This window comes from Bifidobacterium sp. POST2/T3 (B1), assembly GCF_058197115.1.
In genome coordinates, this window is record NZ_JBVPQK010000038.1 from 1 (window position 1) to 15006 (window position 15006).

Sequence of the window (15006 nt, forward strand, 5' to 3'; positions counted from 1 at the left end):
CTAGAGCAGCTGACTCTTAATCAGCGTGTCCGGGGTTCGAGCCCCCGTGGGGGCACAGAGTCAAAGCCCTACAGCCGTAATGGCTGCGGGGCTTTTCCTTTGTCTACCGCCAGCTCCACGATTTCGGTTTTGTTGGATATTCGTTGGATAAAAGTACCCGCAAAAGAAAAGCCCCGCCGAAGCGGGGCCAATCAGTAACAGGTAGTTACTGATTCAGATGCTGAACTGCGTACGCTGCTTCGTCTTGGGTGAACTGGTCCGCCTCGCTTGTCAGCTGCTGTTGGATAGCGGCAGGACTCATGTTCATTGTCTGCTGATACGTCTTCGCCTTGGCAAGTGCATTAGCGTTGTAGTCTGCCTGTAGGTTGTCCACGGCGTACTGTGCGGCCTCTGGCTTGAACTGGTCTGCCTCGCTGGTCAGCTGCGCATAGATGCCCTGTTTGCTCATGTGCATCATTCCCGAGTAGGTTTTCGCCTTGGCCAGCGCCGACTTGTACTCCTGTGGCACGTCAGGCGTAGCGGGAGCCTGCGAGGCCTTTGCAGTGTCCTCGGTCTTGCTCTGCTGCTGCGAGGTAGTGGCAGCACTTGATTTAGGGGTGCTGCTTGCCGTGCTGCCGCCAGAGGTTGATGATACGGCACTGACGATTATGACGGCAAGTACGATCACTATCCAAAACCAGGCCCTCTTATAGATCGGCTTTTTCTTTTTGGCTGGCTCCGGAGCTGGCATTGGCGCTGGCGGCTGTGGTATCTGTTCGGCATGAGACATGGTTTCCCCTTCTTTTTGTCTTCAGCGACTATCAGCAGACTACCAGCAAGCCATGAGCTGCATAGTTTCCTGGACGTTATCTGAATTTCAGATGTAGCGAACGTTTAAAGTAAGCGAGGTGAAGGCAGACGCATTTTGTCTAACTCAGCAATCGTTTGACGCTAGGCAACAGAAGGCTTCTCAAAGATTGTTTGAGAGGTCGAGATCACAACAGTACCAGCTGATGTATCGTTTTGTCACCTCATGTGCGTTCGGTACAGTGGTCCAAGTTACAGGGCAGAGCCGCCTCGCACACGGCATGACCTAGGAGCCAGATCTCGGTGTGCTACCGCAGACTTACCAAATGCGTGTCAGCTGTTGGGAAGTTAGTGTTTGTTCCCCGTATATGATCATTTGTTAACGGCGTGGATTTCAAACAGTTGATGTTGCTTTCAGAGTTTTCAGTGCCTTTCGTCGATCCGCGTTCCAGTCTTGGATGCTGGCGCTTGCACAAATGAAACTGGTGACGTCCATTCATGCTTTCATGCAGCTTTTCATACTTGAAATATGGAAAGTTATTGATCAAGTACTGAAAGATCTGTCTGGATAAGTTGGGTAGTAGATTTATGCCTCATTCATTTCAATCTTTAAAGCACGGATTTTTATTTCTATTGTGCTTTGTGATTGTTAGCGCCATAAAGGCCAGATGGTTTGTGGCGACTGTGGCGGCATTACCGATGAAGAGGCTGATGTATAGATGAGTTGATCAATGCCAAGTTCTTCGCCGCGTCGTTGTGGGCTTGGCGGCCGATCGTACTTTCGCGGATGAGAAGGTGTACGGGGTTGACGATAGTGGAATGTTGGTGGTGCTCTGAGTTGATTTCGTCCAAAAGCAGATGAACGGCTTGTACTCCAATATCAAAACCGGTCGGAACAATACTGGTCAGCGGCATGGATCCGCACCAAGCCATAGGATTACCGTCACATCCCATGACCGAAATGTCTTCGGGTACAGAGCACCCAGTAGAGAGAATTCCTTCAATGACACCTGCAGCGAGTACATCAGTCATCCCGATGATGAAATCCGGTCGATCCTGCTGCTGGCGTGAAGCCAGCTGTTTGCCGATTTCGTATCCTGCTTTAGGATCGCGCCAATCATAAGCATCTATACTTTCCAGAACCATCTCCGGATAGTTCCGGATTTCCTCTCTCATGCCCTGCATTCTTAGATACAGAGTCTGAATATCATCACTTGATGTAACAACTGCCAGGTGATGACGATGGAGGTTAGCTGCATGCTTGATGGCCAAGACCCCAACTCGTATGTTGTCTGCTCCGACGAAGCACCCGTCGTTAGGACTACCCAAGTAATCGGTTATGACAGACGGCACAGATAATTTGTAGCCGGGTTTCCAATGATTCTTGGGCCGTGGGGTCAGGATCAGCCCGCTCATTTGAATGCCTTGGAAGAAATCTATGTAATGGTCGTTGATGACATAATCGTTGTCGGCACTGGCTATAAGTAAATCGAATCCCGCTTTTTTGGCAGCCTCATATGCGCCATTTGCTATACCTAAAGGAAGTCCATGATCCAGACCAGTAACCAATAAGCCGAATACTGGTTCTTTCTGTCCTGCCAAAGCAGAAGCATAACGATTGCGAACATATCCTAAGTCACTGATAGCCTCTGAAACAGCTTCTCGAGTGTCTGAAGACAGTTTTTCCGGATGGTTGAACATATTCGATACCGTGCTGATTGACACACCTGCACGACGCGCGACATCGGCGATAGTAGCTTGCTTCATACGTATTTATTCACGCATCCTTTGTAGGATAATATCAAGTGCCAACTCTGATTTTTATAGCATAAAAATTATAAATAAAAGCGATGCAATACCGTGATATGCCATAACAGGCCTAGGATCAAGATACATAAATGGTCCTAGGCCCGCTTTTGTTGTCGTCACAAAGTTAACTATAGTTCTCCGCGAGAATGGGTTATGGACATCAAAAAGGAAACTCTCATCCTTCTAAGGCCTCCTTGTCTTGCTTAAGACTTTCGGAGTCAATACGCGCTGCATCTGTTCCATACTTGGCTTGGAAGTGAATCATTAAGATCCCGGCCACCATGCTGATTGCGATGATCCCAACGAACATCCACATAGTTCCCTTGATTCGTTCAGGCATGACCAGCATCGGGGTGATCATAGCGAATAGCGCACAAAGGAAACGAGATAATCCATTGATGATGCCCTGGATACTGGCACGCACTGAAACGGGGAAAGATTCCTGAGTCCATACCTTGTACATGGCCTCTCCTGCTATGCCGCCTCCGATGGCATTCAAGGTGACACCAAGAAGGATGAACCAGACAGTGCTGCCGAAAGCGGCGATGATGCTGATGGCAAGCATGTTCAGAATGGACCCGGTAATGAACCAGATCTTCCTGTGAGGGCCGCTAACCCATTGTGTGGCAAAGAGGGACATGATTACACCAACTATGTTGGTGAAAATGCCCAAACCAGTTGCCAGAGTTTGACTTGCCTTAGCTTGTACGAACATAAAAGTCTGGAACTGGCCGAAAGTGTTGGCTAGGAGATTCCAAGCCAAGTAGAAGACCAAGATCGACAGGAAGAAGTACAGGTATTGGCGCTTACGACCAAAGAGGAATTTAGCTACTGATACCTTGGTGGTTTTAGATCCCTCTTCGCCTAGAGTTTGCAGGCGCTCGTCGGCTTCCTTATGAAAGAGACGAAATGTTCTGGATGTGGTGCGCCAAATCCAAGCGATGATGGCCAAGGTCGCAAGGATGAGGAAGACGATGCGGGCGCCGTTCACTGCCATAGCTGATACGATAAAAGCGCAAACGTAGGAGATGAAAATACCTATCTGCCAGAAAATTTGCGTGGAAGAGACCAGCTTTGCCTGGGCTTCGCTGTTAGGCGCGTCATGGGAGATGACTGCCAGAGAGACTGGCAGATCTGTTCCTGAAGCAACTCCAGTGATGACTACGCCTATTAGAAGCATCCAGTAGTTGGCTGAGAAAGCGCAGATCAAAGCGCCGATGGCGTAGATGGCATTGATCCAGTTAAAGATCAGTACTCGTCCTACGGAGTCAGCTATACGACCACCAAAGATGGAGCCAAAGGCTATAGCGAAAGTTAGGGCCCCAGAAATGATGCCTACTTGGCCTACGTCGAGTTTCAGGCCTTGTTGCCAGACCGTGATTGTAGCGCTCAAACCTACAATGATGCCTGAACCTAACAGGGAACCTATGCCGCCTGCATAAGCAAGTGGGGCGTATCTGCGGAATTTTTCTTTGTTTACTTCTGTGCTGTTCATTGATGCATACCTTTCTTCTTTATGCATTGAGTTCTTTATTCAGGTGATCTATTGGACAGAAGGAGAATCTAAACCGTGGGACCTTATGAAGTGGAGAAGAGCGATCGCTGTAATATATGCCAAGCACATACAGACGACCAGCGTCCAAAGCAGAGCCGACTTGGATGCCTCCATGATGGCCGGGGTCGCCAAAGCAAAGATGGCTGTGATAGTGCGAACTACAGCATACGAAAATCCAGTGGCCGTAGCTCTGGCATTGACCGGGAAGAGTTCTTGGCTCCAAATCTTGTAGAGAGGTTCGCCATGCAGGACGTTACCGCAGGCATATACGAAATAACAAATGGTGAAGATCAGCCAGGAAGAGCTGCCGAGGGCGGAGATGGCCAGGGCAGCTATAGTTAGTATCATTCCTATGTGCATCATGGTGTACCGTCGTGGGCCATCGGCGAATTTCATATAGATGAAATAGAGCACCAAGGCGCTAACGATGTTGGCTGTGAATGCGATGACTGTCGAGAAGGCTTGACTGCGGCCTCCGGCTTTAACTAGGTAGTAGTTTAGGAAAGAGCCGTATGTGTTGGCGGGCAAATTCCAGAATAAATAGAATAATGTAAGGCTGATTAATGGAAGCAGGTACTTGGTCTTGGTTAGGAGCTGGCTCAGGGGATATGCATGAGAAGTTGCATTCCTCTGAACATCATTCTTCGTTTTCGCTTCCTTGGCGAGATCGATCTCCATGGTCTTGAAAGATCGGCTGAATACCCGCACCAGCCAAGTAAGAAGGGCAATGACAGTCACCACAAGGAATAGGATGGTGATGCCCAGCTCACCTATGCCTGAGACCAAGAAGCCGATCCCTTGGGAGATGATAATGCCGGCAGTCCAGAAGATCTGCGTAGAGGAAATGACCCTGCCTTGGTGATCAGGCGGTATTCTTTCAGATATAACTGCGAGTGAAGTTGGTAAGTCTGCTCCTGAAGCCAAGCCAGCGATGACTAGACCAAGTATCAGAGTTTTCGTGTTTGGAGCTAGAGCGATGAGTATGGAACCTATGGCTACGAACAGGATATCCAGGTTGAAAACTCGTATCCTTCCAAAGATGTCAGAGAGTCTACCTCCAAAAAAAGAGCCTATGCCGATGGATATTGTGAGGAAAGTGCTCAGAGCCCCAGTCCACCAGGCATCCAGGTTGAAGTGCGTCTGCCATGACGACAAGGAAATGCCTACGGATACGATCAGGGCTGCATCCATGTAGGAGGCAATGGCTGCATTAAAGGTTAACCGCCAGTAGCGGGCATCCAGTTTGCTGTGCTCAATCACCGTTGAACCATCTCTTTCCGTTTGGCTACTGGGAACGACAGCTGTTCTCTTTGAACCTGTTATCCCCTCTTTGGGATCCGTTATTAGAACGCTTTAATAATGTATGGTAATTATGAGTTTGTCAAATCTATATTTGGGTGTTTGATCCATGCTGCAGTCATCTACATAGCCGAGATGAACGTTAGATAAGTGAAAATAGCACTCATATTCACGTATTTCTGGTGGAAGTTCGCAAAAGCTGCTTGCAAAAATAGGCAATAAGTACTATATGTTGTTCGTATTGAAGCGCTTTAATAATTCACTCTTCTAAAACAAGATTTGGTTGACCTCCCAAGGATGGGAAATCGACCGGCAAGGAAAGGGATTGACGAAAATGCCAGTTGAGTCGAAAAAACGAATCACTGAGAGCAAACCGATTGAAACTGTCATGTTTGAGCATATGCACGGTAACGTTCTTGGATCGGGACAACGAGAACCTAGGATTTCTTGGGTGTATCGGCATGAGCTGTATGAAGACAAAGTCGCTGGTGCACAAATTCGGATCCGTAGAGCTAAGCCCGGCGAAGAAACCAGGGAGGAACTAATCGGGGTGGATTACCGGGGCAATCATCTGCACGCTTGGCCTGTAGAGCCTCTTGAATCACATGAACGAACTTCAGTTGCGGTCCGCTTGGTGGATGATAAGGGCCAAGCATCAGCATGGAGCGACGAGGTAAGCCTGGAAACGGGCATTCTCGAGGCTGGGGATCGTCTCGGTGCCATGGTGGGGCCTGGCTGGTATGAGAGCACTACAGACTGGCGACATGCGCCCTTGATGAGGAAGGAGTTTGAACTCAAGGCTAAGCCGGCATCGGCCCGTCTTTACTTGACGGCTTATGGCTTGGTCGAGGCTGAGATCAACGGCAGAAAGGTCGGAAGCGATATCCTTACCCCGGGATGGACATCCTACGATGACCGTCTTTTGTATTGGACTTACGATGTTACCGATTATCTTCAGAATAAAGGCAACGCTTTGGGCCTGTGGTTGGGTGATGGATGGTATCGTGGCAGGCTGGGCTTCCGCGGAGGTAAAGTCAATATCTATGGCGATAGACTAGGCGCTTATGCTCAACTGAACGTAACTTATGCCGATGGTAGCGAAGATGTGATAGTCACTAATGCCTATGACAAGACATGGAAGGCGCACAAAGGACCGATTGTCAGCAGTGGTCTGTGTGAAGGCGAAGAGTATGATGCGCGTCTAGAGGAACAGGGTTGGTCTGAACCGGGATTTGACGATGCGAACTGGGAGCCGGTGGCTGAACTTCCACTCGATGTGGATAAGCTGACTGAGCCCATCGCTCCGGCTGTCAGAGAGATTGATCGGCACCGGCCAGTCAGTATCCAGCAGCATGGCGCGCATGCCTACCTGATAGACATGGGTGTCAACTGTACTCAGCGTCTGCGTTTCAAGATCCATGGGTTCAATGTTGGACAGTCGTTTACTGTTCAGCATGCCGAGGTATTGGAGGATGGCGAGCTGGCTACTGCTCCATTGCGGCGCGGTCACCAGATAGATAGGTATACCTCGAATGGGGAGGATACGTTCTGGGAGCCCAGGTTCACCATTCATGGGTTCAGGTATGCCCTCGTCGAGGGATGGCCAAGCGATCTGGAGCCAGATGATGTGGTTGCGATTGCCTACGGATCTGATCTTGAACGTACCGGATGGCTCGAGACCTCGGACGAACGGGTCAATCAGCTGCACGACAACATCGTGAGGTCCATGAATTCCAACTTCGTCAGCATCCCAACAGATTGTCCGCAGCGCGATGAGCGTTTGGGTTGGACAGGAGACATTGCGCTCTTTGCTCCAACCGCTGCAATGCTCTTTGACGTGGAAGGTTTCCTGTCAAGCTGGTTGCATGATCTTAATGTGGAAACCGATAAGTTCGGGAGCGTCCCCTACTATGTGCCGTACTTCCCCTTAGGCGAGTGGCAGACCCCCAAAGTTCAGGCTTTGGCGATTTGGGGAGACTCTGCTGTACTGGTGCCTTGGGCCATCTACATGGATAGTGGTGACAAGGTGATGCTGGGCAAACAGTATAATCTCGTAGTTAAGTGGATCGAAGAGGTCTCCGGGTATCTGTCTCCGGATGGGGTATGGGACAGAAGGCCGGGCATTGTTTATGGTCAGCTTGGTGACTGGCTTGATCCAACAGCTCCGCCTGACGACATGGCTAAGGCACTCACCGCCAAGGAATTGGTGGCAACGGCTTACTTTGCACGGAGCGCTCGTTTGGCTTCGAAGATGGCTTCTGATCTTGGCCTGGTGCAGTATCAAGACAAATATGCGGAGTTGGCGGATCATGTTAAGGAGGGCTTCATTTCGCGATTCGTCGGTGAAGACGGCCTCATGACTTCTGATACTCAGTGCGCCTATGCCTTGGCTATACATTTCGGGCTTTTAGACGATCATTCGGATCTTAAGAAGTTCGCGGGTCGGCGTCTGGCTCAATTGGTGCGGGATAGAGACTATACCGTGGGTACTGGATTTGCTGGAACGCCTTACATCCTCCCTGCTCTGACAGAAACTGGACACCTCGAGGAGGCATATCGTCTCTTTCTATCGGACAAGTGTCCTTCTTGGCTATACCAAGTTTCTATGGGAGCCACCACCACCTGGGAGCGTTGGGATTCCATGCTGCCCAACGGAAAGGTGAATTCAGGAGTGGGAATGACCTCCTTCAACCATTACGCTCTCGGATCTGTTGCCGAATGGATGTACTCTACTCTTGGCGGTTTGGTGATGTCCAGCCCAGGTTGGCACAGGTTTAAGATCGCCCCCAAGCCTTGGGGCCCTATCAAGGATGCGCATGTGGTCCATAAGACAGCTTTGGGTACTATCGACTTGACATGGAAGTATAAGGCCGATGAGGGCAAGCTGTTCATTGATGCCGCTATTCCTGAAGGCAGTTCCGCTTTAGTCGAAGTGGGTGAGTATTCCGATTGCATACATGCAGGAATGCACCATCTGGTATATGAATATAAGAGTTAAAAAGTTGGCTTTTTGCTAACCACCGCCTCGGATGTCGTTTTATCGGTCTGGGGTGGTGGTCTTTTGTTGCGTTTTGAATTAGCCGCTAGTAGGTAACTAGCGTGAAAAAATCTGCATGGATCAATGTGCCGATGACAACTGTTAGCAGCCCAGCAGGCTTAATGGCTCAATAATAAAAGCATATTGATGTGGAGAATTTTATTAGCAAATAATTATATATGTTTATTATATTATTTGTAGATGTAAGTTTGATGAGGCCCAGAAATGTTCGTCTTTCTGAGCATCACCTGATAAACCAATATCCAATATGATGCTTATTTCATGCAAAATAAGGAGTAATCTGCGGAACAAGTGATTCCCCTGGAAACAATGCCGCACCAGAACGTTGTAACTCAACTGACCAAAAGCTGCAGGGATACATTTGCACATCGCTGGTCATTTGTAGGAGTTGATCCCGTCTACGGGACTCTATACAGATGAGATATTAGTTATTGTTAAATACTGGCTTGGTTGAAGTTAGGTCGTCGTCTATTGCAAGGCTATTTTTTCATAGATTCAACTTATCTCGATGTCTTCAAGTCGCGGGCGGAGTTCGGCATAACTAGTCACACTCTTTTAAACTCTTAAGTCGGGTTGTCACCGACAGCGTGCCTGAGTCGAGATGATGCCTTCCTGTTCAGGCAGATGGGGGCGGTCTCTGGCGAAGTTCTCGAATCCTCGCTGCTTGTTGGACGCCCCTCGGTGCCAATGTTCGGGGATGTTGACTTTGGGTCCTTGCTTGTATGTCAAGCTTGAATGGTTCGTCCTGGAGTGGATACTATTAAACATATATGTCCGGTTCCTCGTAATGAGTGCATCGGAAATGGGAAGGCAGGTACGACCATGGGGCGTCTTCAAGGCAGGAAAGAGCGCGAGCCATTTGTGCTCGAGCATGCCAGTATCGCGACCGGCGATGAAAAAGGCACAGTCCAGAAGGATATGTCTGTTCTGGTGTCCGCGGATGGCCGGATCGAGCAGGTCTGCCCGACCCCTCTGGCCTACGTGCCTTCCGGATATCACCGGATCAACGCTACGGGCAAGTTTGTGGCGCCTGGACTCATCAATGCCCATACCCATCTCTTTGCTGACGGCAAGCCTCTGTCCGGCGGTACGGACCTGTCGCCGCGTGTGGTCGATGCCGGTTTGAAGGTAGTGCACAGTCCTGCCGGCAAAGTCCTTATGGATGCCAAGATCAAGGGCAACGTTTCCAGGCTGTTGAACTCGGGAGTAACAACCATTCGTACCCTGGGTGATGTGGGCTATGAGGCGGTTCGCCTGCGCGACAGGATTGATGCCGACGAGCTGACCGGCCCGCGCATGCTGGCTGCCGGCCCCCTCCTGGCGATTCCCGGAGGGCATGGTGATCCCTTCATCGCCCTGTCCTGCTCCTCTCCAGAAGAGGCCAGGCGTCGGACCAGGGAGAACCTGGATCATGGGGTCAATGCCATCAAGGTGGCCGCGACCGGCGGTGTCACCGATGCCACTAAGCTTGGCGAGGCCGGCAGCCCGCAGATGACCGAGGAGGAGATGGCCGCCGTCTGCGATGAGGCCCATGAGTTTGGTGTGCTGGTCGCAGCGCATGCTCAGAGCCCCGAGGGTGTCAAGGCCGCTCTCAAGGCAGGCGTTGATACTATCGAGCACGGCAGTGCTCTCGACGACGAGATGATTGGGCTCTTCCTTGACAATCCGCGCTCGCTTCGTGGTTTCTCTGCTCTGGACCCCACCCTGTCCGCTGGGTTGCCGCTGGTCAAGATCAGCCAGCAGGAGCTGGGAATCAATGACATAGTTCGCGGCAACTCCGAGCTGGTAGTCGACGGCATGGTCAAGAGCGCCAAGCAGGCTCATGAGAATGGTATTGCCGTCGGCGTCGGCACAGACACCGGCATGACCTTTGTGCCCCAGTACGGCACTTGGCGAGAGCTCGACTATCTGGTGCGGTACGCTGACTTCACCCCGGCTCAGGCCTTCCACGCTGCCACTCAGGTCAATGCCCGAAACCTGGGCTTTGATAATGTCACTGGTTCGGTCGACACGGGCAAGGATGCGGATCTGATTGTCCTTGACGAGGACCCTGCCAAGAATGTGCGGACTCTGGCTGATCCCAAGCTGGTCATCGTTCGTGGCAAGCCAGTCTGGCGGCCTGAGGTGAAGCACTTCGAGGAGATCGATCGCCTGCTCGACAGCTTCTGATCATTTGCTTTGCGCGACCATTCAGGGGCGTGTAGTTTTTGGCTGCCTGATGGTATGCAAGCATGTCGGTATGCACAAGGGAGAACCGAGAATGGACCAGGCCGGTCAGGCCAAGGTCGTAGGAAGGTTGGCGCCTTCGCCGACTGGGCGAATGCACCTTGGCAATGTCTATGCATGTCTGGCGGCCTGGCTGGGTGTCAGGTCGCAAGGGTCCGGCGGGGTTCTGCGGCTTCGCATCGAAGACATAGATACGCCACGGGTGGTCAAGGACGCTGATCGTTGGATCATGGATGACCTGGCCTGGCTGGGATTGGATTGGGATGGCGAGGTGGTCTACCAGTCCCGGCGCGCTGATGCCTACAGTCAGGTATTGAAGTTGCTGGAATCACAGCAATTGATCGGCGGGCAGCCCTTGATTTATCCCTGCTTCTGCTCCCGTGCTGACATCCGTGCTGCATCGGCGCCGAATGAAGGCGACGGGTTCATCGTCTACCCGGGCACCTGTCGAGGACTTTCCCGTCAGTTAGTCAGTGAAAGGCTGACCCGGGGGCAGAGGCACAGCCTTCGGATTGCAGTTCCTGATCAGCCCGACGAATCGGATGCCATCTGTCGCTTCGACGATTTGATCTTTGGCCCGCAGTCTTTCAATTTGCCTAGGCAGGTCGGTGATGTGGTTGTTCAACGCTCGGACGGCTTGGTTTCCTACCAGCTGGCGGTGACGGTGGACGACCTGGCCATGGGTGTCAATCAGATTGTGCGAGGAAGGGACCTGCTAAGGTCCACGGCCATTCAGATGTGGGTCCGGAATCATCTTCAGCCGCAGGCTCCTCGTGTTCAGTATGCGCATCTGCCTCTGATCGATGGCGTGGACGGCAGAAGAATGTCCAAGCGTTTCGGATCGCCGGACTTGGGATCGCTCAGAGGAGACGGCTGGACGGCCAAGCAGGTGCTTGGGGTCTGTGGATGGCTCCTGGGACTCTTGGATCGGCCCAGACCCGTGAGTGTGCAGGAGTTGCTGGATGGTTTCACGTGGAACATGTTGGCTGCTGAGCACAAGGACAGAAAGCTGGATCTGAGCAAGCTGAACGTTTCCGGCGCAAAGCCGAATCTTTGAGTTCTCCGGTCCTGAGCCGCGCCGATCATTCGCGGCATATGTTTACCTGCCGACTTTCAGACTTGAGGGAATTACTGGTTAGCGACTGCTGAATAGCGATATTCGTGACCGTGCAGCGTGACTCATCGATCCTGATTCGTCAGTATTGTCATCTGGGCCCGGGATCGGAGCGAATTCCGGTATGAGCCACTGGCTACCATGGCCTCAGTCAAGGCTTCCGGATTTTAAGGAGGTAGCGGGTCATGGTCGCCTATATGGACCACAAGGATCTGGGCAATCGGCAAGTCAGCCATGAACGGGGTCTGCAGATTGCGGATGGGGTCAAGCGTGTGGCTGAAAGGATCGCCAAAGCGGAGGACTCCGCCGGTCGAAAAGAGGGCTCGGTAACTCTGCTGGCGGCCACCAAGACCCGCGATGTGGGTGAGATCATGGCAGCCATCGATGCCGGGGTGCGTCGGATCGGCGAGAATCGTCCTCAGGAAGTCACTGCTAAGGCCCAGGGATTGCTGGAGCTCTGTCGGGACGGGGGATTGTCCCTCGGCACCGACACTGCAAATAGTGATTCATCAAGCGCCAGGGTGGGCTTTCACCTTATCGGGCAGCTCCAATCCAACAAGATCAATAAGATCCTGCCATATGTCGACACGGTCGAGTCAGTCGACGGGCCTTCGCTGGCTCGAAAGCTGGCCACGCGGGCACTGGCTGCGGGCAGAACTGTGGGCATACTCCTGGAGGTCAACGAGTCTGGCGAGCAGGCCAAGTCGGGATGTGCCCCCGATCAAGCCCTGGATTTGGCCTATGAGCTGGCTGGTATGGAGGGTATAAGGCTTAAGGGTCTGATGACTGTTGGTGCACATGTAGACGACGAGGCGGTCATCAGAAGTGGATTCGCCCACCTGCGTGGTCTGCGCGACCGCATCAGGGATTCGGGGGAGCCGGGCACTGACACCTGCACCATGCTGTCCATGGGAATGACCGGAGACATGGAGTATGCCGTGGCTGAGGGGTCGACCGAGGTCCGTGTAGGCACAGCCATCTTCGGGCCGCGGGCTTTTATCTAATCAGCCACTGTCTGTTTTTGGAACCCGATTCTGTTAAGAGGATCGGGCTGGGGCTAGACTGTGCCCTATGAGAATCGCGCGTTTTTCCTACAAGGACACCCCACGATACGCCTTCGTCCAAACTGACAAGCAGGACGGCAAGGACTACCTGGTCGAGCTGAGCGGCTACCCACTGACCGGCCAGCAGGTCGAACCCACCGGTCAGCGTTACCCATTGGACGACGAGGATGTGCGGCTGCTGGCCCCGGTCATCCCCTCCAAGATCTATGGAGCAGCCAAGAACTACCGCGCCCATTCCGCCTACATGGCCGAGCATGGCCAGTCCTCGGATCCGGAGCCTCCAGAGAATCTCATGCTCTTCATGAAGCCCTCCACCTCGGTCATCGGCCCTGACGATCCCATCGTCAAGCCCTCTTACAGCAAGGACATGAACTACGAGCCGGAGGTTGCCGTCATCATAGGCAGGATGGCTCGGAAGGTGAGCGTCAACGAGGCCATGGACTATGTGCTGGGCTACACCTGTGTCAATGACGTAACCCTGCGCGATCTGCAGAAGAACGATCCTATGTGGACCCGTTGCAAGGGCTTTGACACCGCGTGCCCCCTTGGGCCCTGGATCGAGACCGACCTGGACTATCGGGATGCGAAGATTTCCTTCAAGCTCAACGGGGAAGAGGTGCCTGAGGCCAGTGGCACCACCGCTAACCTGATCCACTCCATTCCTGAGCAGATCGCCTTCATCTCCAGTTTCGCCACCTTGCTGCCCGGCGATGTCATCATGACCGGCACACCGCACGCCACAGGTTCCTTGAAAAACCGAGACGAGGCCACGGTTCAGGTTGAGGGGATCGGCTACCTGCGCAATGTAGTCATCGACGAGTAGCGAATAGCGGTAAAACAAGCGATATAAAAACTTGAGTCGTTTAGGCTCAAGTTTGGGAATAGGAGTCCTCCTTTCGCTGTTGTAGAAGACAGATGAACCCGTGACGGGGTCGGTCCGAGTGATTCGGCTGGCTCTGTCGAAGAATGTTGGAGGATGCTCTATGAACGAAAACTTCACCACCATGGCTCAGCAGGCCATCGGCGATGCTATTCAGTCGGCCTCGGCGGCCGGCAACCCTCAGGTGGATGTGCTCCATCTGTTGGACTCACTGCTGCGTCAGCAGTCCGGCGTGGTGCCTGGACTGATTCAAGCCGCTGGTGGCGACAGTCAACGAGTCGGCGCGGAGGTCCGTCAGGCCTTGGTTGCTCTTCCGTCAGCCAGCGGATCCACGGCATCGCAGCCTGATGCCAGCCGTCAGCTCAGCATGGCTCTGGCCCAGGCCGAGAAGGAGATGCAGGCCATGGGGGACGAATACGTCTCTACCGAGCATCTGCTTATTGCCATCGCCCAAGGTCCTTCTCAGGCCGCCGATATTCTGAACCGGAACGGTCTGCAGGCCGATACCCTGCGCAAGGCGGTGCCCCAGGTGCGCGGTGGAGCCAAGGTAACCAGCCCGGATGCTGAGGGCACCTACAAGGCGCTGGAAAAGTACTCCACCGATCTGACCGCCCAGGCCAAGGAGGGCAAACTGGATCCAGTCATCGGCAGGGATCAGGAGATTCGTCGTGTCATGCAGATCCTGTCCCGGCGGACCAAGAACAACCCCGTCCTTATCGGCGAGCCCGGCGTGGGCAAGACAGCCGTGGTCGAGGGTCTGGCTGAGCGTATCGTGGCCGGTGATGTACCTACCACTCTGCAGGGCAAGAGGCTGATTTCCTTGGATCTGAGCTCCATGGTGGCTGGTAGCAAGTACCGTGGCGAATTCGAGGAACGACTCAAAGCCGTTCTCAATGAGATCAAGAGCGCCAACGGTCAGGTCATCACCTTCATTGATGAGATTCACACCATCGTCGGTGCTGGTGCCGCCGAAGGATCCATGGACGCAGGCAACATGCTCAAGCCTATGCTGGCCAGGGGAGAACTGCGTCTGATTGGCGCCACCACCCTGGACGAGTACCGTGAGAATATCGAGAAGGACCCAGCTCTTGAGCGCCGCTTCCAGCAGGTCTTCGTGGGCGAGCCCTCCGTGGAGGACACCGTGGCCATCCTGCGTGGTCTCAAGCAGCGTTACGAGGCTCACCACAAGGTGACCATCGGGGATGATGCCCTGGT

The 15006-nt window shown here is 52.9% G+C and carries 10 protein-coding genes; 6 read left to right on the forward strand and 4 right to left on the reverse strand.

From position 1 onward, the window contains the following. Nucleotides 1-205 precede the first annotated feature (205 nt). The 4 genes from AC0AP0_RS03320 to AC0AP0_RS03335 all read right to left on the reverse strand — a co-directional run bounded on the left by AC0AP0_RS03320 (nt 206) and on the right by AC0AP0_RS03335 (nt 5410). Nucleotides 206-769 carry an Ltp family lipoprotein gene (locus AC0AP0_RS03320; protein WP_490429378.1) on the reverse strand — a complete coding sequence of 188 codons (564 nt, stop codon included), beginning with the start codon at nt 767-769 and terminating at the stop codon, nt 206-208. Between the two features lie 710 nt (nt 770-1479). After that, on the reverse strand, nt 1480-2553 hold the full coding sequence (locus AC0AP0_RS03325) for a LacI family DNA-binding transcriptional regulator (RefSeq protein ID WP_490429379.1): 1074 nt from the start codon (nt 2551-2553) through the stop codon (nt 1480-1482). Nucleotides 2554-2770: 217 nt separating this feature from the next. Next, nucleotides 2771-4117, reverse strand: coding sequence for an MFS transporter (locus AC0AP0_RS03330; RefSeq protein WP_258334493.1), 1347 nt, complete (start codon nt 4115-4117; stop codon nt 2771-2773). A 21-nt stretch (nt 4118-4138) separates the two neighbouring features. After that, a complete protein-coding gene (locus AC0AP0_RS03335; protein WP_490429380.1) occupies nt 4139-5410 on the reverse strand; it encodes an MFS transporter in 1272 nt (423 codons plus the stop codon). A gap of 373 nt (nt 5411-5783) precedes the next feature. On the opposite strand from AC0AP0_RS03335, the gene AC0AP0_RS03340 reads away from it, so the two are divergent. The 6 genes from AC0AP0_RS03340 to AC0AP0_RS03365 all read left to right on the forward strand — a co-directional run. Next, a complete protein-coding gene (locus AC0AP0_RS03340; RefSeq protein ID WP_490429381.1) occupies nt 5784-8447 on the forward strand; it encodes a family 78 glycoside hydrolase catalytic domain in 2664 nt (887 codons plus the stop codon). Between the two features lie 882 nt (nt 8448-9329). Beyond that, nucleotides 9330-10676, forward strand: coding sequence for a metal-dependent hydrolase family protein (locus AC0AP0_RS03345; RefSeq protein ID WP_490429382.1), 1347 nt, complete (start codon nt 9330-9332; stop codon nt 10674-10676). 70 nt (nt 10677-10746) lie between these two features. Beyond that, entirely contained in the window at nt 10747-11790 is a 1044-nt protein-coding gene (gene gluQRS / locus AC0AP0_RS03350; RefSeq protein ID WP_254477884.1) for a tRNA glutamyl-Q(34) synthetase GluQRS, read from the forward strand. A 242-nt stretch (nt 11791-12032) separates the two neighbouring features. Next, nucleotides 12033-12851: a YggS family pyridoxal phosphate-dependent enzyme gene (locus tag AC0AP0_RS03355; RefSeq protein WP_254477886.1), complete on the forward strand. Its 819-nt coding sequence runs from the start codon at nt 12033-12035 to the stop codon at nt 12849-12851. 67 nt (nt 12852-12918) lie between these two features. After that, entirely contained in the window at nt 12919-13734 is an 816-nt protein-coding gene (locus AC0AP0_RS03360; RefSeq protein ID WP_254477888.1) for a fumarylacetoacetate hydrolase family protein, read from the forward strand. A 160-nt stretch (nt 13735-13894) separates the two neighbouring features. Next, nucleotides 13895-15006, forward strand: a 1112-nt coding sequence (locus tag AC0AP0_RS03365; RefSeq protein ID WP_490429023.1) for a Clp protease N-terminal domain-containing protein, incomplete at its 3' end; no start/stop codon positions are given.

Coding starts and splice junctions, on each gene's coding strand:
- AC0AP0_RS03320 (WP_490429378.1), bottom strand. CDS start 769: ATGTCTCATGCCGAACAGATACCACAGCCGCCAGCGCCAATGCCAGCT.
- AC0AP0_RS03325 (WP_490429379.1), bottom strand. CDS start 2,553: ATGAAGCAAGCTACTATCGCCGATGTCGCGCGTCGTGCAGGTGTGTCA.
- AC0AP0_RS03330 (WP_258334493.1), bottom strand. CDS start 4,117: ATGCATAAAGAAGAAAGGTATGCATCAATGAACAGCACAGAAGTAAAC.
- AC0AP0_RS03340 (WP_490429381.1), top strand. CDS start 5,784: ATGCCAGTTGAGTCGAAAAAACGAATCACTGAGAGCAAACCGATTGAA.
- AC0AP0_RS03345 (WP_490429382.1), top strand. CDS start 9,330: ATGGGGCGTCTTCAAGGCAGGAAAGAGCGCGAGCCATTTGTGCTCGAG.
- gluQRS (WP_254477884.1), top strand. CDS start 10,747: ATGCACAAGGGAGAACCGAGAATGGACCAGGCCGGTCAGGCCAAGGTC.
- AC0AP0_RS03355 (WP_254477886.1), top strand. CDS start 12,033: ATGGTCGCCTATATGGACCACAAGGATCTGGGCAATCGGCAAGTCAGC.
- AC0AP0_RS03360 (WP_254477888.1), top strand. CDS start 12,919: ATGAGAATCGCGCGTTTTTCCTACAAGGACACCCCACGATACGCCTTC.